This window comes from Streptomyces sp. NPDC051740 (assembly GCF_044453165.1).
Lineage (GTDB): Bacteria > Actinomycetota > Actinomycetes > Streptomycetales > Streptomycetaceae > Streptomyces > Streptomyces atrovirens.
On sequence record NZ_JBITCL010000004.1, the window covers coordinates 384,543 to 408,060 of the forward strand.

Consider the following 23,518-nt stretch of genomic DNA (forward strand, 5'->3'; position numbering starts at 1 on the left):
CCACCGTAGGGCCGCGCCCCTACGACGGTCTTGAAGGAATCGGACACGCGAGTTCGGACCGGACCAGTTCGAGGAGGCGGCCGGTCCAGTTGCGGCCCTTGCCGTTGGCGTCGCCCCAGAACGCGGAGTCGGAGTCGCCGTAGACGATCGTCGCGTCCTCGGTGCCGAGGAGGACGCGGGCCAGTTCCGGATGCCGGGTGAACTTGGCGCGCAGCAGTGCCGTCATGACGGCGGTCCGCCGCCGCTCCCAGCCCTCGCTCCGCTCGGCGTCGGCGGCCAGGTTCCGGGCGCTGAACGTGCTGTCCGCGGCGGCGACCGCCTTCCGCAGGGCGGGGTCGGCGACGGAGAGGGCCCAGTAGGCGTGGGTGACGGTGGGGTAGGTGACGCCGTCGACCTCGACGGGCGCCGGGTACTCGTTGCGCAGCGCCTTCGTGCCCGGGTCGTCGGACGGCTTGAGCGGATGGCTCTCGTACAGGTGGACCGCGGGGGCGACGGCGGTCGCGGGACCGTCGGCCGGAACGCGCGAACGCGCCTTCGCCATCCACTCGGCCCGCTCCTCGAAGTAGGAGAGCGCCCAGTCGTAATCCTCCTGCGTGACCTCCTCGTCGGGCCGGCGGTCGGTGGTCCCGCCGGGACCGGCCACCAGGATCTGCAACGGCCGGTCCTTGTGGTCCATGTCGCCCAGCGCGTAGTGCCGCCGCGTCTCGGGTATGGCGAAGTACGCGTCGCGTGCCGCGTCCCGCTTCTCCTCGGTGCGGTCGGCCAGGAACACGTCGACCGCCGCCAGACAGCGTGCCGTCGAGTCCGGGCGCCTGTTGAGCTGGTCGATCGTGTCCCGTATCTCGGCGACCAGGAGCTCGGGAGTGAGCCAGGTCTGCGGCTCGGCGAACTTCCACCGGGCCAGGTCGAAGGCGGACGCCTCGGCGCCCTCGGGGAGTTCGGTCGCGACCCGGCCGCTGCGCAGCTTCCCCTCGAACTCCTCCAGGGTGACCAGTCCCCAGCAGTCGACGAGCCCGTCCGCGTAGATGAACAGGTCGGTCAGGTGGTAGTCGAAGTTACGGATGAAGGCGTGCCGCCAGGTTCCGGGGACGCGTACGCCGTCCGCCATGCGGTAGGTGATCCGGTTGCCGATCATCCGCACATTCTGGGGGACCGTGACGCCTGCCCGACATCGGGTTTCCGGCGCCCGCCGCATAGGCTCCCGCCCATGCCCACGCCCACGCCCGCACGCCCCGCGCTCCTCGTGTACACCCGCACCACCGACTACCGGCACGACTCCATCCCCGCCGGCGTCGCCGCCCTGCGCACCCTCGGCGACTTCACCGTCGACGCCACCGAGGACCCGGCCGCCTTCGAGGAACCGCTCGACCGGTACGCCGCCGTCGTCTTCCTCTCCACCAGCGGCGAGGTGCTCACCCCGGCCGGGCGGCGACGACTCGCGGTGTACGTCGAGGCGGGCGGGGGGTTCGTGGGCGTGCACGCCGCCGCCTGTACGGAGTACGACTGGCCGTACTACGGCGAGCTCCTCGGCGCCCGCTTCGACAGGCACCCCGCCTTCCAGCCGGGCCGCGCCCTGACCGAGGACCACGACCACCCGGCGACCCGGCACCTGCCCGCCGTCTGGGAGTTCACGGACGAGTGGTACGACTTCCGTACCGACCCGCGTGCCGCGGGCGTGCGGGTCCTGCTCTCCGCCGACGAGTCGTCGTACGACGGCGGCGGCATGGGCGACGACCACCCGCTGGCCTGGTGCCGCGAACAGGGCGCGGGCCGGGTCTTCTACACCGCCCTCGGCCACGCCGCCGAGGCCTACGACGACCCGGACTTCCGCGCCCATCTGCTCGGCGGCGTCACCTGGGCGGCCGCCCGCTGATCATTCCTTGCAGGAGGAGTACGTGTTCAGGTCCTGGGGGTCGGGACGGAAGTGGTTCTCCCAGTCCCCGGGGTAGGCGGCGACCAGTGCGGGCAGTTGGGCCTTCACATCGCTCGCCCACGCGTCGGTGAGGTAGTCGCGCAGGGCGTCGCGCAGCTTCTCGCAGTCGCCCCTGCGGCCCTCCGGCAGCGCGATGCCGTACCTGTTGATGTTGCCGAACGAGACGTCGGGCACGACCTTGAGGGGCGTGGGGCTCTTCTTCTGCTCCTCCACGTATCCGTAGAGCAGCGCCTCGTCGGTGAACACGGCGTCGACGTGGCCCCGCTGGAGCTTGTGCACGCAGGTCGAGTAGTCGCTCTCCGTGTGCGGTGTCGTGCCGTCGGGCAGCGCGGCGATGGCCGCCGTCGAGCCCTCGACCGTGCAGATCACCTTGTCCGCGACGTCCTTCTCGGTCTTGATGCCGTCGTAGTCCTCGCGGACCAGGAACGCCTGCTTGGTGACGAAGTAGGGCCCCACGAAGTCGACCTCGTCGTCCCGCTGGGGGGTGATCGAATAGGTGCCGATGACCAGTGCCGACGACTTCTCGACGAGCTCCTGCTCCCGCTTGGCGGACACCACGTCGTGCCACCTCGGGGTGAAACCGATCCGCTTGCCGAGGTAGGCGGCCAGGTCCGGCTCGAAGCCGCGGTCGGTGTGTTCCCTGTGGAGGTTGAACCCCGGCTGGTCGGTCTTGCCGCCGATGTAGACGGTGCCGGTGAGGGAGGACTCCTGGTCCGCCCCGTCCGCGGTCCATCCGCAGGCCGCGACGGTGAACAGCAGGGCGGCGGCGACCGTGACCCGTGCGTGCCGGCGGCCGGGGGACCGGAGGGAGTGAGGGCGGCGCGGAGCGTGCGTCGGGGCTGTCACTGGGCTGCTTCTCTCCTAGTCGTCCAGGTACGCGGAGGTGACGGACAGGTCCACCTCGCAGCCCTGCTCCGCGTGGAGCAGGACGGAGAGCTCGACGTCGCCCGCCCCTCGTCCCAGGGCGAAGACGAACTCCGTGCCGGGGGCTCCCGTCCGCACCTGGTCCTTGCCGGCGCCCGTCCTGGAGGTCACGGTCAGCTCGGTGCCGGGCACGCACACCGGGGCGGCGGGGTCGTGCGGGGCCACGTCGAAGGTGAGGGTGAGCCGCGGCTTCGGGTCGTCGGTGTGCAGGGAGCCGGTGACGGTGTCGCCGTTCACCAGGGGAGCGGCGACGTCGAGATCGATGTCGTGACTCACGTCCACGGGGCGGCTCTCCAGGACCGCCCAGGTGCCCCAGGACGGCAGTCCCACGGCCAGTACGGCCAGCGGGATCACCACCAGGACGAACGGCGGCCACAACGGGGGCTGCCCGTCCGGGCCGCGGCGCGCGATCAGCGGCAGCATGGCGGCGGCGAACGCCAGCAGCGCCGCCGCCGTCGCGCCGACCACCACGGCGTCCCCGCCGAGCGCCAGCCAGACGGCGCCCGCCCCGAGAACGGTCACGAGATCGGCCAGGAGGAACAGGGTGATCACCCACGCGCCCGCAGCGGCGTCGCGGACCCGCAGCGCCGCACGCCGGAGCCACGGGAGGGGCGGGGTGCCGTCCTCACCCGGGGGGGTCCGTACCTGCCGACGCGCTCGGTGTCGCGCTCGTCACGTCGTTGCTCACGCGCGCAGCTTAGGGGCGTGGGTGAGCGACCCGAGGCAAGATGTCACCCGGGCGGTTGACCTCGGCGTGAAGCGGCCCGCGGGCGTGTTCCGGTCTGCTAGGGCGCGGCCCCGGAGCCGTCGGACGGGCTCCGGGGCCGCGCCGTGCCGGCGTGTTCCACCGGCCGGGTCGACGGTTCCGGGCGGTGGCCGTCCCTCGTGCGGGTCAGTCCGGGCGGTGGGCCGCCGTGACCTGACCGGCCTCCGCCGGGGCCCCGGTGCCGGACGAGGTGATCACCTCGGAGCGGCGGCCGTCCCGGTTGAGGAGGCCGCCCGTGAGGGCGAGGCCGAGGCCGGCCACGGCGAGGGCGGCGCCGACCAGGGCGGGGGAGGTCCAGCCCCAGCCCGCCGAGAGGGCCAGCCCGCCGAGCCAGGCGCCGCCCGCGTTGGCCAGGTTGAAGGCGGAGTGGTTGGAGGCCGCCGCCATCGTCGGGGCGTCCTTCGCCTTGGCCATGAGCAGCATCTGGACGGGCGTGGTGATGAGGGAGCCCAGCGCGCCGATGAAGGTGATCGTCACCAGGGCGGGCCAGGTGCTGTGGACGGTGAAGGAGAACGCCACCAGCGCCGCGGCGAGCAGGGCGAGCCCCGCGTACAGCGTCGGGCGCAGGGCACGGTCCGTGAGCGGGCCCGCGACCAGCGTGCCGAGCGTCATGCCGACGCCGTAGAGCGCGAGGACCAGGGTGGTCGAGGACTCGGAGATGCCCGTCACGTTCGTCAGGATGGGCACCAGGTAGCTGTAGACGGCGAAGAAGCCGCCGAATCCCACCACGGCGACGGCCAGGCCGATCGCGACCTGCCGGTTGCCCATCGCCCGCAGCTCGTGCCGGATGCCGGTCTGCCCGCCGCGGGGCTGGTGGGGGACGAAGAGGGCCAGCGCGGCGAGGGCGGCGAGGCCGATGACGGCGATCGCGAGGAAGGCCGACCGCCAGCCCAACTGCTGGCCCAGGGCCGTGCCGGCCGGGACGCCGACGATGTTCGCGACGGTGAGTCCGAGGAACATCTTCGAGACGGCGCGTGCGGCCCGCTCGGGGGCGACCAGCCGGGAGGCCACGACGGCGCCCACGCCGAACAGCGCCCCGTGCGGCAGCCCCGTCAGGAAACGCGCGCCGAAGAGCAGGCCGTAGGTGGGGGCGAGCGCGGACGCGACGTTGCCGATCACGAACAGCCCGGACAGGAGCAGGAGCAGCCGCTTGTGGGGCACGCGCGCGCCGATGCCCGTCAGCACGGGGGCGCCGACGACGACACCGAGGGCGTAGGCCGAGACGAGGTTGCCGGCGTCCGGCACGGAGACGCCGACCCCGTCGGCGATCTGGGGCAGCAGCCCCATCGTGGCGAACTCGGTCGTGCCGAGGCCGAACGCGACGACGGCCAGGGCCAGCAGAGCCAGTGGCATGGTGCGGGGAAACCTTTCGAAGACAGCGGGCCGGATCGAGGGAGGGGGAGGACCGAGGTCGCCCGGCTCCCGTGGCCGGTCGCGCTGAGCGCCGTTGCCCCGCGCACCCCGGGACAGGGGAAGCCCATAAGGAGTGGAGCAAGAACGGCGAGCCGCGCATTCCAAGATCGAGCCGCGGATCGCCGTGAGCTGTGTCACGCCGTACCGGGCGGGTCGCCCCCTCAGGTCCCGTCCCGCCGCCTCCCGGGAGGCGGCGGGACGGGAGGCGGCCGGACGCCGGGGCGTGCCCGTGCCGGGGCGGGGTGCTGTCCGTCAGCCGTGGTCGCCCGGCTGCCTCCCGGGGCGGGTTCCGCCGTCGGCCGGACGCCGGGGCGTGCCCGTGCCGGGGCGGGGTGCCGTCCGTCAGCCGTGGTCGCCCGGACGGGGTCCGGGAGGCGCCGTGCTGGCGCGTTCCACCAGGCGGGTCGAGAGTTCCGTGCGGGTGCTCTCCGGGCGGTGGCCGTCCATCATGCGCAGCAGCAGCCGCAGGGCCGTCGCCGCCATCTCGGACAGGGGCTGGCGGACCGTGGTCAGGGCCGGGGTGAGCCAGCGGGCCTCGGGCAGGTCGTCGTAGCCGACCACGCTCATGTCGTCCGGTACGCGCAGACCCCGCTCGGCCAGGGCCTCGTAGACATCCAGCGCCATCCGGTCCGAGCAGACGAAGACGGCCGTGGGCGGCTCGGGCAGATCGAGGAGTTCGCGCACGCGGCGGCCGGCCGCGCCCTCGTCGGAACCGGTGTGCCGGACGTACTCGGGGCGGTGCCGCACACCCGCCGCGGCGAGGGCCGAGCGGTAACCGGCGATCCGCGCGTCGGCGCACAGCGTGTGCCGGTGACCGGCGACGACCGCGATGCGCTCGTGCCCCAGGGCCAGCAGGTGCTCGGTCGCCGTCACCCCGCCCCGCCAGTTCGCCGCGCCCACCGAGGCCACGCCCGCCGGCGGTTCGAGCACCGGGTCGATCATCACGAACGGGATGCGGTGCTGCTTGAGCCACGCGTACTGCGGCTCGCTCAGCTCGGCCAGGTGGAACAGCACCCCCGACGAACCCCGCAGGACGAGTTTGTCCAGCCACCCCCGCTCCGGCCGCTCCGCACGGCTGCGCGTCAGGGCCGCCGAGACGACGAGCTCGAGACCCGCGTCGTCCGCCGCCTCCTCCGCGCCGTGCAGCACCGCGCCCGATCCGGAGGTCTCCAGCGAGTGCACCACGAGGTCCACCAGGCGCGGCGCCCTCCCGCCGTCGAACCGGGGTCTCCTGATGTACCCGAGCCGGTCCAGTGCCTCGGTGACGCGGCGGCGGGTCTCGGGAGCCACGTCCTCGCGGCCGTTGACCACCTTGGACGCGGTCGGCACGGACACCCCCGCCTCACGGGCCACCACCGCCAGCGTCGGCCCGGCCGTCACGCCGGCACTCCCCGCACGGACCATCGAGCACCCACTCCTCCGAATAGAAAGCGCTTCCTACTGTAGGTCCGGCACCCCGGGGCGGGAAGAACTCTCACGCGTACCCAGGAATACCGAGGGACGTCGCGGCGCTCTCGTGTCACCGGCGGGTCCGGCGGGTCCGGCGGGTCCGGCGGGTCCGGCGGGTGCGCGACGTGGCGCGGCGCGACGAAGGGCTGGTGGGCACATGACGGCAGACCGGGCGAACCCCGTGACCAAGAACCCCGTACGGGGCCGTCCGCGGCCGCTGGGAGCAGGGCGTGGCCGTCTTCCGGGGCATCCCCTACGCGGCACCCCCCTTCGGCCCCCGCCGCTTCCGCCCGCCCACTCCGCCCGAACCCTGGGACGGCGTGCGCGAGGCCGCCGCCTTCGGACCGACGGCCCCGAAACCCCCGTACTCGGAGGCCTTCGCGCAGTACCTGTCCGACCCGGCCGTCCCCGGCGACGACTGCCTCAACCTCAACGTCCGGACCCCCGACCCCGCCCCCGGCACCCGCCTCCCCGTCCTCGTGTGGCTCCACGGCGGCGCCCTGACCAGGGGCTCCTCGGCGGTCCCCGTCTACGACGGCAGCACCTTCGCCCGCGACGGCGTGGTGTTCGTGTCGGTCAACTACCGCCTCGGCGTCGAGGGCTACGGCCTCTTCCCGGACGCCCCCGCCAACCCCGGCCTGCGCGACCAGCTCGCCGCGCTGCACTGGGTCCACGAGTCGATCGGGGCCTTCGGCGGCGACCCGGACCGCGTCACCCTCGGCGGCCAGTCCGCCGGAGCGATCAGCACGGGCGCGCTCGTCGCGCCCCCGAGGACCCCGCGCCCGCCACGCCCCCCCCCGAACTCCGCTCGGTCGTACGCCGCCTGCGCCGCGGCGGCGCACTCCGCCGCGACTGACGCGGGCGTGCGGCCGGGCGGGTCCTCGTGACGGGCGAGTCGAGCCTGTGGGCCACGGGATGCCGACGTGCCGCCCGTCCGGGACAATCGGGGAAAGGGCCGACTCATCCTGGTCGGCCGGTTCGGTCGCACCGGGGCAGGCCTGCGAGTGAGGAGCCCAAGGTGAGTTTCGACTTGATCAACGACGCGCGACAGCACCCGGAGAACTACCCGCCGCACGGGAACTCCGCGGGCGCGACCATGACCGCGTGCGCGAGGGGTTTCGACCAGTCGCCGCAGCTGACGGACGCGGCGAACGGCCACAACCTCTTCCTGAAGGACCAGCCGAGGGACTGGGCCGTCAGCGGCGACAACATGCACCGCGGCCCCGGCGGGAAACTGGTCTGGGAGGCCGGAGAGCCCATGGACCAGGCCGGTTACCGCACTTGGCGGGCGGAGAACGTGGCCGTGGGCTTCACCACCGCGGAGGAGGCGCTGCGCTTCTGGATGCAGGACGACGAACGCTTCGGCTGGGGACACCGCAACGCCATCCTCCGCTCCGAAACCCAGGAGGCCGGCCTGGGCCACCACGAGGGCGGCCCCTGGGGCCACTACTGGACGCTGGACATGGGCACGAGGTAGGGGACCGCCGCACGGCGCCGTGGAAGGGAACCGGGGTCTCCGCCGGGGGGCGGCCCCTGGGCCGTACGAGAACGAACCGGGCCGGGCCGACGGCTCCGAACCGGCCCGGCGGGCCTCGCCTACCGGTTCACGGGCCGCATGTCGCCGTCGTACACGGTGCGGTAGTCCGGGACGACGGTCCGGGTGGCCGGAGACGCCTTCCCGATCTGGGCGAGGAAGGCGTCGAGGTCCATCGCCGGGTCGCGGACCGGGGAACCGCCCAGCGGCAGCTCGAAGTTGTCCCAGTGGACGGGGACGACGACACCGGGGGAGTCCAGGGCGCCCAGCAGCCGGGGCACGTAGTCGTGGGTGGTGCCGGTGGCGGTGGGTACGGCGACCATCGCGAGGTCGGGGCGCAGTCCCCGCACCGCCCGCTCGGCGAAGTCGCTGGCCCCCATGAGGAACGCCGACGGGCCGTGCTCCCCGGCCGTGACCTGGAAGGCCAGGGTGTCGCCCTCGGGCAGGTCCGCGATGGTGCTGGGAACCTTCGCCGGCGGGGCGTTCAGCGTGCCCGGGGCGAAGTACGCGCAGTTCTTGTTGCGGCTGTGGAGGCTGGGTACGACCTCGACGGTGATCGTGCCGATGTCCAGTACCTCGCCGCCCTTCACCACGGAGATCTGTCCCGGGTCGACTCCGAGGGCGGTGAGCAGGTGGTACGTGGTCTCGGTGCCGATGACGCGGGCGCCGGTGGTCCTGGCGATGTACGGCACGTCACCGAGGTGGTCCCAGTGGGAGTGGCTCACCAGCACCAGTTCGGGACGGCCGATGTGCGCGTCCACGACGGAGGGGTCCGTTTTCAGCCGGGTCCGCGAGTCGAGGCCGCCGTCGAACAGGCCGGTCCGGAAACGGGTGAGGTAGGGGTCGAAGAGCACGGTGCGGTCGCCCACGTCGATGCGCCAGCCCGAGGTGCCGAGCCAGCGGAACGACACGGAACGGGCGGCCCGGTCACCGCTCCGGTCGCGGCCGGTGGTCGCGGACGTGGTGGCCGCCGTGGCCGCCGTGGCCGGGACCAGTGGGGCCGCCGCACCGAGCGCGGCCCCCCGCAGCACCGTACGGCGGTCGAGCCCGCGGCCGGGGGAGACAGCTGATCCGTCCGAGGCGTGTATGTCCTGGGTCATGGCGTCAGCAGATCAAGGGGCGAAGTCCCCTGTCCAAGACCGGAATCCGGCACTTCCGATACGCGAACGCATATGTGCCCCGGTCAGCGGCCCTCACCGCGGAGGAAAGCCGCCGCGATTCCGGCGGCCCGGCCGATCGCCGCGTCCACCGTGGCACGGGAGGCGGTCAGGTCGTGCGTGCGCGCGAACACGGCGATCGCGTAGCACTCGCCGTCCGGGTAACGGGCGACGCCCGCCTCCATGTGCAGCCCGGGCAGGGTGCCGGTCTTGGCCGCGACCGCGACGTCGTCCGGGAAACCCGACACCAGCCGGTGGCGGAAGACCTGCCTGCCCATCAGGTCGCGCACGAGCGCACAGGCTTCCGGCGGCCCGGCGGCATCGGTCCAGACGAGCCGGAGCAGCCGGGTGATCTCGCGGGGCGTACCGGCCGTGGTGTGGTGGGGGTCCAGTACCGCCAGCCGTCTCTTCCGCTCGTCGGGCAGGGCCGGGTAGCGCACGGCGAACTCCCTCTCGTCGCGTGCCCCGACCTCCGCGAGCATCGACTCCAGCAGGTCCCGCGGGCCGCCCACGACGCGCGTCCGGTCCAGGCCGAGTTCCTTCGCGAGCAGTCTCACGGTGTCCAGGCCGACCCGGTCCAGCAGCAGATCGGCGGCCGAGTTGTCGCTGACCGACATCGCGAAGTAGGCCAGGTCGCGCAACGACAGCTCGACGTCGTCCAGGCAGCCGGCGGTGCCCCAGCCGCCGAGCCGGTCGGCCGAGGTCACCCGCACCCGCTCCCTCGGATCGAGCTGGCCGGCCACGGCCTGCCGGGCGAACTCCAGCACCAGCAGTATCTTGAAGATCGAAGCGATGACTACGGTGTCATCGGCGTCCACGGCGACTTCACGGACACCCCGCCCGCCGTCGGTCTCCCCGGCGACCGGCGTACGCACCCGGACGGGAACGGCGTGCAACTGCCCCCTCGCGCCCGCCTCGGCGAAGACCTGCCGGATCCGGTCCTCGGTCGCTGTGCGCGTGCTCATCACTGCTCATCCTCGGACATCGGCGTTCCCCGTCATCGGCCGTCCGGCCCATCTCCCGTACGGCGGCTTCCGGATAGGATCCACGACCGTGGATCTCTTGCGCCACCTGCGCCTGTTCGTCACCGTAGCCGACGAGTTGCACTTCAGCCGGGCCGCCGAGCGACTGGGCATGGCCCAGCCACCGCTCAGCCAGGCGATCCGCCGGCTGGAGAAGGAACTCGGAGCCGAACTGTTCGACCGCTCGCAGCGCGATGTCCGGCTCAGCGCCGCCGGAGCGGCGCTGCTGGAAGAGGCCCACGAACTCCTCGGCAGAGAGAAGAAGTTGCGCACCCTGGCCCGCCGCGCCGCCGACGGCGGCCTCGGCACCCTGCGCGCGGGCGTGCCGCCCGACACCACGGCCGCCGTGCTGTCCGCCCTGCTCTCCGCCTGCGCGGAACACGCTCCGGAGCTCTCCGTCGACCTGCAGGAGGTCACCACCGTGGAGCAACTGCGGCTGCTGGCCTCCGGCGGCCTGGACGTCGGACTCGTGCACCACCCCGTCGACGCCACCGAACTACGGCTCGGCCCCGCCGTCCCACTGGACCTGGGCGTCGTCCTCCCCCGCACCTCCCCCCTGGCCCGGCTGCCGGAAGTGACGCTCGGCGACCTCTCCGGCCACGACCTGGTGCTCTTCCCCCGCGCACACGCGCCCGGCTGGTACGACCGCATCCTCGACGTGTGCCGCGCCGAGGGCTTCGTCCCCGGCCGCCTCCGCCACGCCTCCAACCCCGAGTTCCTGCTCGCCCTCGTGACGGCAGGGCACGGAGTCGCCTTCGACCAGGGGCCGGCGGCCCGCAAGGAACCCCGGGTCGCCTGGTCCCCCCTGGCGGGCCGGCCCCTCACCCTGCGCATCGGCGGCGCCTGGCCCACCGGCCGCGGGACCCACCCGGCCGCCCGCCGCTTCGCCGGACTCGCCGCCGAGGTCCTGGCCCGCCACCACACCGCCACCTCACGACGCGGGGGCACCGCCCACCCGCCCGACGACACCCCGCGCCCGTGGTCGGTGGTGTACGGCTGAACACCCGCACACCGACCGCACACCTCGTACCCCGGAACCACCACCGGACGTCGGGGGGAGGTGGTTCACTTTGTCGGTCCCCGGCCGCCAAGGCCGCCCGCCCGTACGCCGAAGGAAGCCGTTCCGATGACTGCCCCCGCCCCCATACCGCCTCCCCCCTCCACCCCGCCGGTTCCTCCCGCCGGGGGCCGCGCTCCTTCCCGGTGGATCGTGGCGTCGGTGGCCGCCGTCGTCGCCGCCGGCGCGGGCATCGGCGTGGGCTGGCTGCTGTGGTCCGGCCCGGACAGCGCGGCCTCCGGGACCGGCCTCGACAACGCCGCGGCCGACGCGGCGGGCGCCTGCCAGGCGTGGGAGAGGGTCCCGGCGCTGGACAAGGTGTTCGGCGATGACGACAAGGCCTCCGAGGCCTACTACAACCGCGCCGGCGGTGCGGCGACCCTGGCCCACTCCGCGGCCCGGTTCGACCGTCGCTACGACGCTCTGGACAAGGCCCTGCAGGACATCACACGACGCCTGCAGACCTTCGACGTGAAGGGCGCCAAGGCGGTCGCCGCCCACGACAAGGTGAGCACCCTCTGCGCCGGACTGGACGGCTGAACCGCCCTACAGCTCGCTGTCGCCCCACGAGACGACGTCCACGTCGTCACCGACGGACAGGGTGCCGGTGCGGAGCACCGCGTACTTGGTCCCGCAGGCGACGCCGCCCCCGGTGGCGCGGCGGTAGCCGGCGAGGGTACGGATCGGCTCCGGGCCCGCCTTCGCCCCCGTCTCCTGTTCGACCATGGTGACCGCGCAGCGGATGGCGAGCTTGGCGTAACCCAGTTCGGCGCCGCCGATACGGATGCGGTGGGCGCGGTCCTCGGTGTGCGGTTCGTCCCAGCCGTCGACCACGATGTTGGGGCGGAAGCGGTTCATCGGCAGCGGCGGGAGGCCGCGTTCGGCCAGTTTGCGGTTGAGCAGGCCGAGCGTGGCGCGTGAGACGACGTGCAGGGCGCAACTGTCGGCGTAGGCGGAGGTGCCCGGGGTCCTGCCGTCGGTCACCCGGTCGTGCTCCGGCGGCACGCGCACGAGCCGGCTCGGCACGCCGAGCACCTCCGTGAACCAGTCGGCGGCCGTGTCACCCTGGTCGATGCCCTGGTGGACCGTCCCGAACAGGTCCACCTTCCGCCGGGCGGCGGCCGTGTCCACGCGGAGCTCCAGCGTTTCGAACCCCGGCGCGCGGAGGGTGAGTCGGCCACCGTCGGCACTGACCGTCGGCCGGACCAGGGCCAGCCCGGGATCCCCGCGCTGCGTCCGCCCCACCCCCTCCTCACCGACGACCATGAAACTGCGGTCGTGCGCGAGCCCGGCCGGGGTGAGCAGCGCCTCGCGCGCCGATGTCCCGGCGCAGCCCTTGACGGGGTAGCACGTCAGCTCGACAACGCTGGCCATGGTGGTCTTTCCGTCCTGTTCTGCTGGTTGGCGACTGCCTGGGTGCTCGGTCTGATGAGTCTTGCAGCGTGTTGGGTCCTCTCTCACCGGACCAGTGATCATTTGTTGAAAATATCGGTCACAGATCATCACGCTATGATCACGAGAGGTTGTGATCTTCTTGTGAATCGATCTGCGAGACGCTTACGTTTCCCTCACTTTGAATTGATCGAGTGGGGGCGTCTGTGCGTCGTTCGACGCGTTCGTTCGCTGTTGTCTTTGCTTTCGTGCTCGCTGGGCTTGCCGGCACGGAGCAGGCCGCGTTGGCGATCGGGCAGTGGCCAGGTGACAATTCCGGTGAGAGCGCCCCGGAGCAGGGTTGGGGTTCGGCCACCGGTCGCAGTCACAAGGCACCGGCCGATGCCACGGATGCCTCGGCCACGGGCGGACGCACAGGGGCGCTGACCGGCCGCGGAGAGTTGTCCCCGGACCAGGAACCAGGAACCAGGCGTCACTCGATTGCCCAACGCTCCGAGCATGCCTGAGCCCGGGCCGGCGACGCCGACCGATGTGCCTGGGACGCCCGTGCTGCAGGGATTCGACAGCCGACGAAGCACCGAGATCAAGAGCGAGCGCGAGGAGCGCCAGCGGACTTTCCGGAATCCGGACGGTACACACACGACCCGGTTCTATACAGAGCCTGTCAACTACCGGAACAAAGACGGTGATTGGATCGCCGTCGACACCACGCTGGCACGCCAGGACGATTCCGGTCCACGCACGATGAGTGCGAGTGAGCCGGGGTGGGAGACCAACTCCACCGAGAAGGCGATCTCGTTCGCAGGGTCCGCCGACGCGGATGCCGTCCTGCGGATGCAACTCGGCGATGGACTCTCGATCGGTTATGGAGTCGACGAGGCAAGCCCCTCGCCGGGCCTGGCCGACGGCAGCAAGGTCACCTATCAGGACGTGCGTCCGTATTCGGACATCGAGTTCCTCGCGGGCAGTGACTCGGTGAAGGAGACTCTGATCCTGAAGGACGAGGAAGCGCCCACCGAGTGGCGCTTCCCACTGGATCTCCAGGGACTCACTGTTCGTCTTGACGGCCACGGAGGACTGCTCTTCGTCGACGAGGAGGGCGCCCAGCGGGCGTGGACCCCCGCCGGATGGATGGAGGACTCCGCCTTCGCCGAGAACGCCAACGAAGGCGCGATCTCCTCCGGAGTGACGTACAGCCTCACCGAAGAGGCCGGTCGTCAGGTTCTCGTGGTGAAGCTCGACAAGGAATGGCTCAGCGATCCGGACCGTGTCTTCCCCGTGCGGGTCGACCCCTCCGTCAAGTCCATCGATGCCACCTCCGGTACCTACGTCCAGTACCCGTACAACCAGAACTTCGCCTCGGACACCGTCCTGAAGGTCGGCACGTACGACGGTGGTGACCACAAGGCCGCGGCCTTCATCCGGTTCACCGGCGTCGAGAGCACGCTCAAGAACGCCTGGGTGCTCGGTGCCAACCTGGCCCTCTACAACACCTGGTCCTTGTCGTGCACCGCGCGCCCCGTGACCGTGCACCCCATCACGTCCAACTGGTCGGAGTCCACGACCACCAAGTACCCGGGACCGTCCACCGGTTCGTCGCTGGCGTCGAAGAGCTTCGCGCACGGCTGGCGCCCCTCGGGCACGACGACGTGGTCGTGCGGACCGGCCTGGGAGAGCATCAAACTCGGTTCGGCCGGCCGCAAGTTGGTGGACGACTGGACCCACGGCCGGAAGAAGAACTACGGCCTCGCGGTGAAGGCCTCCACCTCCGATTCCAAGGGCTGGAAGCAGTTCGGATCCGACGACTATCCGGGCGGCAAGCCCAGCCTGGACGTGACCTGGACGAAGTACGGCGCCACGTACAAGCTCGGTGACTTCACCGCGCCGGTGACCGCCACGACCGAGGGCGTCCAGAAGGTGACGGTCACCAACCAGGGCCAGGCGACCTGGCCGAAGGGCGGCAATTACAAGCTGCGGTACAACCTGTTCGACTCCGCCGGCAAGGAGATCACCGACTCGGCGAAGATCCGCTGGACCGCGATGCCCCAGGACATCTCGCCGGGCGAGAGCGTGACGCTGGACGCGAAGATCGCCCCGCTGACGCCGGCCACGTACACCGTGCAGTGGACCATGGACGATGTCGGCGTCAGCCGCTTCACCTCGGCAGGCGTACCCGGACCGGCCATCAGACTGTCCTCGGTCAACATCCCGCCGCAACTGACAGCGGCGTCGCCCGGCAGCGGTGCCACGGTCGACTCGCTGACCCCCACCTTGTGGGCCAAGGGCACGGACGCCGACCGCTATCCGAAGGCGGAACTGCAGTACTCCTTCGAGGTGTGCGAGGTCGAGGGCAGCAATCTGCGCAAGAACTGCAGAACAGGCTCCCGCACCAGTGAGCAGCAGTGGGCGGTGCCCTCCGGCTGGCTCTCCTGGAGCAAGACCTACGCCTGGTACGCGTACGCCTACGACGGCGCCGCGACCTCCGTCCGGCCCGGCCCGGCGCTGCTGACCACGCAGGTGCCCCAGCCCACGGTCACCAGCCACCTCGGCGGCGCCGACGACGGCAAGGAGATCGGCACGCGTGCGGGCAACTACGTCACCGCCGCGACCGACGCGGCACTCACCACGGTCGGCCCCGAACTCGCGGTCACCCGTACCTACAACTCCCTCGATCCGCGCCGCGACAACGCCTTCGGCAGTGGCTGGTCCACTCGCTGGGACATGCGACTGCGTGAGGAACCGGCCATGGCCACGGTTCTCGTGACCCTGTCCGACGGCTCACAGGTGCGGTTCGGCAAGAACGCCGACGGTACCTACACCGGTCCTCCGGGCGGCTCGCTCACCCTGGCCCGTCAGTCGACCGACTGGGTACTGCGGGAACGGTCCGGCGCCACCTACCACTTCCTATCCAGCGGTGTACTCACCCGGATCGCGGACGTCGCGGGACGCGGGCAGACCGTCACGCACGAGACGGCCACCGGCGGTCCGGTGAAGAAGGTGACCGACGACCTGTCGGGCCGCTCCCTCTCCTTCGCCTGGTCGGGTGACCGCGTCGAGTCGGTGACCACGAACGCGATCGATGCGAGCACGCCCGGCCTGAAGTGGACGTACCACTACGACGGCGACCTGCTGACGAAGGTGTGCCCGCCGTCGTCGACGACCAAGTGCACGGTGTACGAGTACGGCACCGGTTCGGTCTACCGCAGCGGTGTGCTCGACGCCGCTCCCACGTCGTGCTGGCGGCTCGGCGAGAGCGAGGGCTCCGTGGCCGCCAGCGAGGCCGTCTCGCGCACCGGTCTGAACGACGCCGTCCACCGTGACACGCAACTTGGCACGGAGTCGGCGATCGCGGGCACGGCCGACACCTCGACCGGCTTCGACGGCGTCGACTCGGTGGTCGAACTGCCGGCCGACACGCTGAAGAACGCGGCCTTCCCGACCATCGAGCTGTGGTTCAGGACGAGCACGCCGTCCGGTGTCCTGGTCGGCTTCCAGGACACCGAGCTGGGCGAGAAGCCGACCTCGTGGCGGCCCGTGCTGAACATCGACGGCGAGGGTAAGCTGCGCGGCGAGTTCTATCTCACCGGAAGCCCGGGAGCCACGCCCATCGTGTCGACGCGGACCGTGACCGACGGCCAGTGGCACCATGCGGTGCTCACGGCCGGCGCGAACACCCAGACCCTCTACCTGGACGGAGCGAAGGTCGGCTCGCTGGCAGGCGCACTCACCGAGCAGTCCCGCGACTATGCCTACCTCGGAGCCGGATACGGCAGTTCCGGCTGGATGGGCCTGGCGGGCGGCGAGTATCGCTTTACGGGCCAGATGGACGAAGTGGCCTTCTACGACCACACCCTGGACGCCACCACGGTCGCCGACCACTACGCGGAGCGATCCGCGATCGGGCAGATGACGAAGGTCCTTCTGCCCTCCGGCCGGGTGCACGCGACCGCCGGATACGACCAGATCAGTGGCCGACTCACCCAGCACACCGACGAGAACGGCGGCACCTGGAAGGTGTCGGCGCCCGCCTACTCGTCCTCCTCGTCCTCCTACGCGGAATCGATCCAGCGAAGCGGACCCATCGGTTACTGGCGTCTGGGCGAGCGCGGCGGCGCGGCGGCCACCAGCCCTCTCGGTGACGACCTGGCCGGCAGTTACCTGGACGGCGTACGCCTGGGCAGCGCGGGTATCTTCGCCGACGGCGACGACACCGCGGCGAGTTTCACCGGCGACGGCGCGGTCGAAGTACCTTCCGAAACCATCGGTACGACGACGGCGATGTCGCTGGAACTGTGGTTCAAGACATCCGGCCCGGGCGTCCTGGTCACCAACCAGGACGCCGAGTTCGGAGACGCCCCGACCGGCTGGCGACCCATGCTGCTGATCGACGACGACGGGAAACTGCGCGGCCGGTTCTGGGGCACGGGACAGAGCCTGCTGTCCAAGCAGGCCGTCGCGGACAACAAGTGGCACCACGTACTGCTCACCGGCAACGAGGGCATGCAGGCGCTGTTCGTGGACGGCAGCCATCAGGGCAGTCTGGCGACGGGCGTCGTCGCGGGCCGGTACCCCCACGTACTCATCGGTGGCGGCTACTCCTCGGTCAGCTGGGACGGCAGGGACGAGGGCTACCGCAACTTCACGGGGCAGATCGACGAAGTCGCCTTCTACGACAAGGCATTGGTGTCGTTCACTCAGAAGGCGGGCTCCACCACGTGGTCCTACGTCCCGCCCGGCCCCGGCCAGACCGACACGCCCAACCAGCACATCCAGGCCCGCCGGAGTCTCATCGCGGGCAGGGGAGACCAGTACGGCGGCGTCACGGTCGCGGATGCCCCTGCTGCGTACTGGCGGCTCGGTGAAGGCGACGGCACCGCACTGCCCAGCGAGGTCGGCGGCCCCGGCATGTACGCCACCTTCCACCCCGACACGACCGACGCGTCCAAGCTCGACCAGTCCGGGATATTCGGTGCGGGAGACGACCGGGCGGTGACCCTCGGCAAGGGCGGGATCGTCGAGATACCCGGCTCGATCCTCGCCGGAACCACCGACCTGTCCGCCGAGATGTGGTTCCGCACCACAAAACCGTCGGCGGTACTGCTGGGCTTCCAGAACGCCCCCGTTGGACAGACCCCGACCTCATGGCGGCCGGCCCTCAACATCGACGGCTCCGGCAAGCTGCGTGGTGAGTTCTACCTCTCCGGCGTCTCAGGAGCGACACCCATCGTCTCCTCCCAGACGGTCACCGACGGCGACTGGCACCACGTCGTGCTCTCCGGTTCCGGCACCACCCAGACCCTCTACCTGGACGGCGTCAAGGTGGGCTCGCTCGACGGCATCATCACCGACCAGTCGCGCCCCTATGTGTACGTCGGCGGCGGCTACGGCAGCTCGGGCTGGATGGGCCTGGCCGGGGGCACCTACTACCTGGACGGACAGGTGGACGAGGTCGCCCTGTACCGCAGCGCACTGACCGCCGACCAGGTCTCCGCGCACTACCGGGCACAGTCCGAGGCAGCGGCCTCGGGTCTGACCGCCACCGTCACGGTCACGGACCCCGAACAGCACACCAGCACCACCAGTTACGACTCCCTGCGCGGACAGCGCACGGTGTCGAGCAAGGACGCCACCGGCGCGGTCACGGCGTACGCCTACGACACCGCAGGCAACCTGCACACGGTCACCGACGCCAACGGGCACGCCACGGTCACCGGCCACGACGCGCGCGGCAACGTCGTGTCGGCCACAACCTGCCGGGACGCAGACTCGTGCTGGACGAGTTTCTCGTCGTACCACCACAACGAGAGCGACCCGCTCGACCCGCGCAACGACAAGCCACTGACCTACCGAGACCCGCGTTCGACCGACCACAAGGACACCCGCTACCGCACCGAGTACACCTACAACTCCCTGGGGCTGCCCGCCACCACGAAGCGCCCGGACAACACCACCGCCTCCACCGCCTACACCACCGGCAGCGAAGCCGCGGTGGGCGGCGGCACGGCCCCGGCCGGTCTGGTGCTCAAGCAGACCACCCCGGGCGGCGCACAGACTTCCTACCGGTACCACGCCAACGGCGACCTGGCCGAGGTGACTTCCCCGTCCGGGCTCGTCACGGCGTACACGTACGACGGGCTGGGGCGGAAGACCTCCGAGCGACAGGTCTCCGACGCGCACCCGACCGGTGTCACCACGTCGTACGGCTACGACGCGGCCTCACGCGTCGTCACCGAGACCGGCGTGGGCGTGAAGAACGAGATCACCGGAACCACCCACACCGCGAAGATCAGCCGCACTTATGACGAGGACGGCAACCTGCTGTCCGAGAAAACCGAGGACACCACGGGTGGAGATCCCGCCCGCACCACGGCATACCACTACACCGCGCACGGCCTGAACGACAGCGTCACCGACGCCGAGCAGAACACCACTCTGTTCGAGCACGATGCCTTCGGCCGCGTCACCGGCACCACCGACCCGGCGGGTACGCACATGACGTACACCTACACCGCCCGTGGTCAGCACGCCACCACAGTCCTGGACGACTGGACCGGTGATCCCTCGAGCACCGTACGGGACCTGACCGTGGTCTCCAACGCCTACGACCCGGCCGGCCGCCTGGCTTCGGCCACGGACGCCATGGGCGCCACCACCGTCTACACCTACTTCGACGACGGTCTGCCCGCCTCCACCACCGCCAAGCAGGTCACACAGTCCGACGCCGGCCGGCACGACATCGTCCTGGAAGCCAACACCTACGACCCGGCCGGCAACCTCATCAAGCAGGTCACCGGCGGCGGCACGACCACGGAGACGTTCACCGTGGACGCCCTGGGCCGCACCAGGACCAGCATCCTCGACCCGGGCGGCCTGAACCGCACCAGCACGTACGCCTACGACGGGGACGACCGGATCACGGAGCAGACGCAGTCGATCACCGGTGACAAGAAGCTCACGACGACAGCGGAGTACGACTCGGCTGGCAACGTGACGAAGGAAACGGTCACCGACGGCACGAGCACCCACACGACCACGCACACCTACGACGACCGCGGCCTGCCGCTGACCGCCGTGAGCCCGCGCGGCAACACCGCCGACGCGGATCCCGTGGCGCACACCACCACCTACCGGTACGACGAACTGGGCCGCCTGGTGGCGGAATCCGCTCCGGAGGTAAAGGCCGAGGAGAACGGCCAGACCCCCGCCACGGTGAGACCCACAGTCCTGACCGGGTACAACACCTTTGGCGAGGCCACCGAGGTCAAGGACGCCCACGGACGGATCACCCGTACCGAAGTCGACCTCCTCGGCCGCACGACCGCCGTGACCCTGCCCGACTACAGCCCGCCCGGCGTCGCGGCACCCCTGACCGCCACCACCCGTACCACCTACAACCCGCTCGGCCTGCCGCAGTCCGTCACAGATCCACTGGGCCGCGTCACCCGCTACGGCTACGACCAGCTCGGTCAACTCACCAGCCGGACGGACCCCGTCGCCGACGCGGCTGCCGCCCTGGCGGCGATGGAGAGCAGCGATCCGGACCTGCTCGTCTCCCCGAGCGCGGACGGCGGCGGCGTGACCCGTCACACCTGGACCCCCACCGGACTCCAACTGTCGGTCACCGACCCCACCGGCGCCCGCACCGAGGCCACCTACGACGAACTCGGCCGACAGCTCACCGCGACCACCGTCGAACGCTTTCCCGAGCCACAGAACCTCATCAGCCGCTACACCTGGGACGACGCAGGCAACCAGACCACGTCGACCAGCCCTGCCGACCGCGTCACGTCCGCCACCTACAACCCGGCGGGCGAGGTCCTGTCGGTGACCGACGCGGCGGGCACCACTCGGTTCGCCTACGACGGCCTCGGCCGCCGGACTTCCACCACCGACGCGACCAACCGCACCACCAAGACCGCGTACGACACCCTCGGCAACGCGACCGCCGTCACCGACTACGGCACCGGCGGCACGGCACTGCGCACCGTGGAGGCCGAGTTCGACGCGGACGGCAACCGTACCGCCGTGATCTCCGCCGAGACCAAGGCCCGCACGACCTACACCTACGACGCGCTCGGCCGTACGACCAAGCAGGTCGAACCGGTCTCCGACAGCGAGTCGATCACCACCACCTTCGGCTACGACGCGGCGGGCAACCGCACCCGGTTGACGGACGGACGCGGGAACACCACCGTCTACACCTTCAACAGCTGGGGCCTGCCCGAATCCACGATCGAACCGGCCACCACCGCGCACCCGAATGCCGTGGACCGCACCTGGACGACCGTCTACGACAAGGCCGGCCAGGCCGTCACCGAGCTGTTGCCCGGAGGAGTCAAGCGCGAGCGCACCTATGACGGCCTGGGCCGCCTCACCCACGAGACCGGCACCGGTGCCGAAGCGGCCACCACCGACCGCACCCTGGGCTATGACCTTGCGAGCCGCCTCACCTCCGTCGGTTCTTCCGAGCCGCTCAACCCGAACACCTACACCTACAACGACCGCGGACAGCTCCTGACCGCGGACGGCCCTGGCGGCGCCGTGAGCTACACCTACGACACCGACGGCAACATGACCGAGCGGTCGGACACCAAGAACGTGACCAGCTACGGCTATGACTCGGCAGGCCGGCTGGAGTGGCTCTGGAACCAGATGACCGGCGCGGACATCTGGTACGAGTGGGACGCCGTCGGCCGACCGGTCATGGAGCAGTACGCGATCCAGCCAGAAGGGTCCACCGAGTGGGTGGAATCGGCCCGGCGGAGCTACGGCTACGACAGTCTGGGGCGTCTCACCGACGACATCATCACCACCCCCGACGAGTCGACCGGCATCGCGACCACCACCTACGCCTACGACCTGGACGACCGGCTGACCTGGAAGGGGACCGCCGGCACGGCCGGAGCCGGCGAGCACGTCTACGGTTACGACCAGGCGGGACGCCTGTCGTACTGGACCGGCGGAGACCGGACCACCCACTACGAGTGGGACGCATCCGGCAATCGGGTCAAGGCCGGATCGGCCACGGCGACGTACGACGAACGCAACCGTCTGCTCGACGACGGCACTTCGACGTACCGCCACACCCCGCGCGGCACGCTCAGCACGGTCGAGACGGGAACCGGCTCCCGAACGCTCGCCTTCGACGCCTTCGAACGCAAGGTGACGGACGGGGCGTCGACGTACACCTACGACTCATTCGACCGTGTCGCCGGGAACGGCTCCGCCGCATTCCGTTACGACGGCGGCTCCAACAACCTCCTGGGTGACGGCACCACGGACTACAGCCGCACACCAGGCGGCTCCCTGCTCGCCAGCACCGACGGCACCACCACCCAGTGGTCCATCACCGACCAGCACACCGACCTCGTCGCGGGCCTGTCCGCCGACGGCACCGAAGTCACCGGCTCCACCACCTACGACCCCTTCGGCACGAAGACCGCCACCGAGGGCGACATGCCCGCCGTCGGCTACCAGTCCGGCTGGACCGACCCGGACAGCGGCGACGTCAACATGGCGGCCCGCTGGTACCAGCCAGGCACGGGCGGTTTCGCCTCCCGCGACACCTGGCAGCTCGATGCCAGCCCGTCAGCTCAGGCCAACCGGTACGGCTACGCGAACGCGGATCCGCTGAACGGCACGGACCCGACAGGGCATGCGTGCATCTGCGGTGGCGGCACCTTCACTTTCCGAGTGGGGGGCGGCAGATTCGGGGGCGTGGGAAATGGTCGCGGTTATGGCGTTGCCCCGAAGAACGGGACTGTGCGCACGAGCAAGCCAAGGCAGACCCGCACGTCCGGCAACACAAGTCGTAGTCACACCAGCAGCCGAGCCCAGGCCCGGAAGAACGCCATCGAGCTGTACCGCTGGGAGATGCGGTTCAATCCCACCAAACCCACCACATCCCCGAGTCGCCCGACCACGCCCCGGGGATGCACCTACGGCTGCTCGTCGACTTCCAGGGCGCACCCCAGGAGCCCCGTCCGCAGTAGCGGGATCCAGCGCACCAGCACGACCAAGCCCCCCAAGCCGCCCACACCCCAGAACCCCAACCGCGGCAGCAGCCCGAGACCAGCTCCTGCACGGCCGGCTCCGAAGCCTTCGGTCGCTATTGCGAGTGTCCAGCAGAGAGCACTCGATCGAGCTGTCGTCATTGATCAACGTGCGGCCGTCGAGGCGAGCTTCGATGTCACCGAGCAGTACACGCCGGCAGATGAGCTGGCCCCGAACCTCGATGGGGGAGGTGGTACTGGAGATCGCGAAGGTATTGACTGTCGTAGGCAGGGCACCGGATGGGTAGACCACGGTCTGCCGGACGCCGCGCACGGTGACCGAGCCACCGGTGTGGAAGCCTGTCTGAACCTCGCCTACGTGACCACCCACCCCGGCACCAAAGCCGACGCCGAGCCACCCGGCTACCAGTGGGCCCGCAGGTACGTCAGCCATCTGGGCGGTCGACGCCGTGACGTCCACGCTTGCCACCTCCTCGGTGCCCAGCTCAGCGGATCGGGTACCGACCTGGCCAACCTGGCGACCTGCGGAGCCGACGCCAATTCCTATGTCGGAAAGCCTCAAAAGCCAATTCCCCCTATGGACAGCATGCTGGACTTCGAGGACACCGTGCGGTCCCTCATCGACTCCAGGCATGTCGTGAGGTACAAGGTGACACCGGTCTACAGCGGTAGTCGGACCGTGCCCTATGAGTTCCGGATGTCGTATACGGCATGGGACAGCAGGGGACGTCACGCGAGCGCCGACGCCACCACCGTGTCGAACCTCATTTACACTGCTGGCCAGGGCTGGAAGAACCTGGGTAGAGCAATCGACAGCCGTACTGGTGTCGACGCCCCTCTGCCGGGACAGCCGTGAGC

The 23,518-nt window shown here is 70.8% G+C and carries 13 protein-coding genes and 1 pseudogene; 6 read left to right on the forward strand and 8 right to left on the reverse strand.

What is annotated here, in order from left to right; genetic code table 11:
• Nucleotides 1-19: 19 nt before the first annotated feature.
• Nucleotides 20-1,135 carry an NADAR family protein gene (locus tag ACIA6T_RS09680; RefSeq protein WP_399446006.1) on the reverse strand — a complete coding sequence of 372 codons (1,116 nt, stop codon included), beginning with the start codon at nt 1,133-1,135 and terminating at the stop codon, nt 20-22.
• Between the two features lie 72 nt (nt 1,136-1,207).
• Here ACIA6T_RS09680 and ACIA6T_RS09685 point away from each other — a divergent pair, with 72 nt between their 5' ends.
• Nucleotides 1,208-1,873: a ThuA domain-containing protein gene (locus tag ACIA6T_RS09685; protein WP_399446007.1), complete on the forward strand. Its 666-nt coding sequence runs from the start codon at nt 1,208-1,210 to the stop codon at nt 1,871-1,873.
• Here ACIA6T_RS09685 and ACIA6T_RS09690 read toward each other — a convergent pair whose 3' ends face one another.
• The 4 genes from ACIA6T_RS09690 to ACIA6T_RS09705 form a co-directional block, all read right to left on the reverse strand.
• Nucleotides 1,874-2,779: a transporter substrate-binding domain-containing protein gene (locus ACIA6T_RS09690; RefSeq protein WP_399446008.1), complete on the reverse strand. Its 906-nt coding sequence runs from the start codon at nt 2,777-2,779 to the stop codon at nt 1,874-1,876.
• Between the two features lie 15 nt (nt 2,780-2,794).
• Nucleotides 2,795-3,409 (reverse strand): hypothetical protein, encoded by a 615-nt coding sequence (locus tag ACIA6T_RS09695; protein ID WP_399446009.1) that lies wholly within the window; start codon nt 3,407-3,409, stop codon nt 2,795-2,797.
• 340 nt (nt 3,410-3,749) lie between these two features.
• Nucleotides 3,750-4,976, reverse strand: a complete 1,227-nt coding sequence (locus tag ACIA6T_RS09700) for an MFS transporter (RefSeq protein ID WP_399446010.1) — start codon at nt 4,974-4,976, stop codon at nt 3,750-3,752.
• Nucleotides 4,977-5,378: 402 nt separating this feature from the next.
• On the reverse strand, nt 5,379-6,440 hold the full coding sequence (locus ACIA6T_RS09705) for a LacI family DNA-binding transcriptional regulator (RefSeq protein ID WP_399446011.1): 1,062 nt from the start codon (nt 6,438-6,440) through the stop codon (nt 5,379-5,381).
• A 275-nt stretch (nt 6,441-6,715) separates the two neighbouring features.
• On the opposite strand from ACIA6T_RS09705, the pseudogene ACIA6T_RS09710 reads away from it, so the two are divergent.
• Nucleotides 6,716-7,258: pseudogene (locus tag ACIA6T_RS09710) on the forward strand (carboxylesterase family protein); the annotation flags it as partial.
• A gap of 245 nt (nt 7,259-7,503) precedes the next feature.
• Entirely contained in the window at nt 7,504-7,962 is a 459-nt protein-coding gene (locus ACIA6T_RS09715) for a CAP domain-containing protein (protein ID WP_399446012.1), read from the forward strand.
• Between the two features lie 119 nt (nt 7,963-8,081).
• Here ACIA6T_RS09715 and ACIA6T_RS09720 read toward each other — a convergent pair whose 3' ends face one another.
• Together ACIA6T_RS09720 and ACIA6T_RS09725 are read right to left on the reverse strand one after the other, a co-directional pair.
• Nucleotides 8,082-9,119, reverse strand: a complete 1,038-nt coding sequence (locus ACIA6T_RS09720) for an MBL fold metallo-hydrolase (protein ID WP_399446013.1) — start codon at nt 9,117-9,119, stop codon at nt 8,082-8,084.
• Nucleotides 9,120-9,202: 83 nt separating this feature from the next.
• Complete coding sequence (locus ACIA6T_RS09725) at nt 9,203-10,141, reverse strand: serine hydrolase (protein ID WP_399446014.1); 939 nt, start codon at nt 10,139-10,141, stop codon at nt 9,203-9,205.
• Between the two features lie 88 nt (nt 10,142-10,229).
• On the opposite strand from ACIA6T_RS09725, the gene ACIA6T_RS09730 reads away from it, so the two are divergent.
• Complete coding sequence (locus tag ACIA6T_RS09730; protein ID WP_399446015.1) at nt 10,230-11,198, forward strand: LysR family transcriptional regulator; 969 nt, start codon at nt 10,230-10,232, stop codon at nt 11,196-11,198.
• Nucleotides 11,199-11,417: 219 nt separating this feature from the next.
• Nucleotides 11,418-11,795 carry a hypothetical protein gene (locus ACIA6T_RS09735; protein ID WP_399446016.1) on the forward strand — a complete coding sequence of 126 codons (378 nt, stop codon included), beginning with the start codon at nt 11,418-11,420 and terminating at the stop codon, nt 11,793-11,795.
• A 6-nt stretch (nt 11,796-11,801) separates the two neighbouring features.
• Here ACIA6T_RS09735 and ACIA6T_RS09740 read toward each other — a convergent pair whose 3' ends face one another.
• A complete protein-coding gene (locus ACIA6T_RS09740) occupies nt 11,802-12,629 on the reverse strand; it encodes an MOSC domain-containing protein (protein WP_399446017.1) in 828 nt (275 codons plus the stop codon).
• A 762-nt stretch (nt 12,630-13,391) separates the two neighbouring features.
• Between ACIA6T_RS09740 and ACIA6T_RS09745 the strand changes: the two genes are divergently transcribed.
• Complete coding sequence (locus ACIA6T_RS09745) at nt 13,392-23,516, forward strand: LamG-like jellyroll fold domain-containing protein (protein WP_399446018.1); 10,125 nt, start codon at nt 13,392-13,394, stop codon at nt 23,514-23,516.
• The last annotated feature ends 2 nt before the right edge of the window (nt 23,517-23,518 follow it).

Excerpts from the sequence above, each read along its gene's own strand:
- ACIA6T_RS09685 (WP_399446007.1), top strand. The coding sequence starts at position 1,208 with ATGCCCACGCCCACGCCCGCACGCCCCGCGCTCCTCGTGTACACCCGC.
- ACIA6T_RS09705 (WP_399446011.1), bottom strand. The coding sequence starts at position 6,440 with ATGGTCCGTGCGGGGAGTGCCGGCGTGACGGCCGGGCCGACGCTGGCG.
- ACIA6T_RS09680 (WP_399446006.1), bottom strand. The coding sequence starts at position 1,135 with ATGATCGGCAACCGGATCACCTACCGCATGGCGGACGGCGTACGCGTC.
- ACIA6T_RS09700 (WP_399446010.1), bottom strand. The coding sequence starts at position 4,976 with ATGCCACTGGCTCTGCTGGCCCTGGCCGTCGTCGCGTTCGGCCTCGGC.
- ACIA6T_RS09740 (WP_399446017.1), bottom strand. The coding sequence starts at position 12,629 with ATGGCCAGCGTTGTCGAGCTGACGTGCTACCCCGTCAAGGGCTGCGCC.
- ACIA6T_RS09720 (WP_399446013.1), bottom strand. The coding sequence starts at position 9,119 with ATGACCCAGGACATACACGCCTCGGACGGATCAGCTGTCTCCCCCGGC.
- ACIA6T_RS09725 (WP_399446014.1), bottom strand. The coding sequence starts at position 10,141 with ATGAGCACGCGCACAGCGACCGAGGACCGGATCCGGCAGGTCTTCGCC.
- ACIA6T_RS09745 (WP_399446018.1), top strand. The coding sequence starts at position 13,392 with ATGAGTGCGAGTGAGCCGGGGTGGGAGACCAACTCCACCGAGAAGGCG.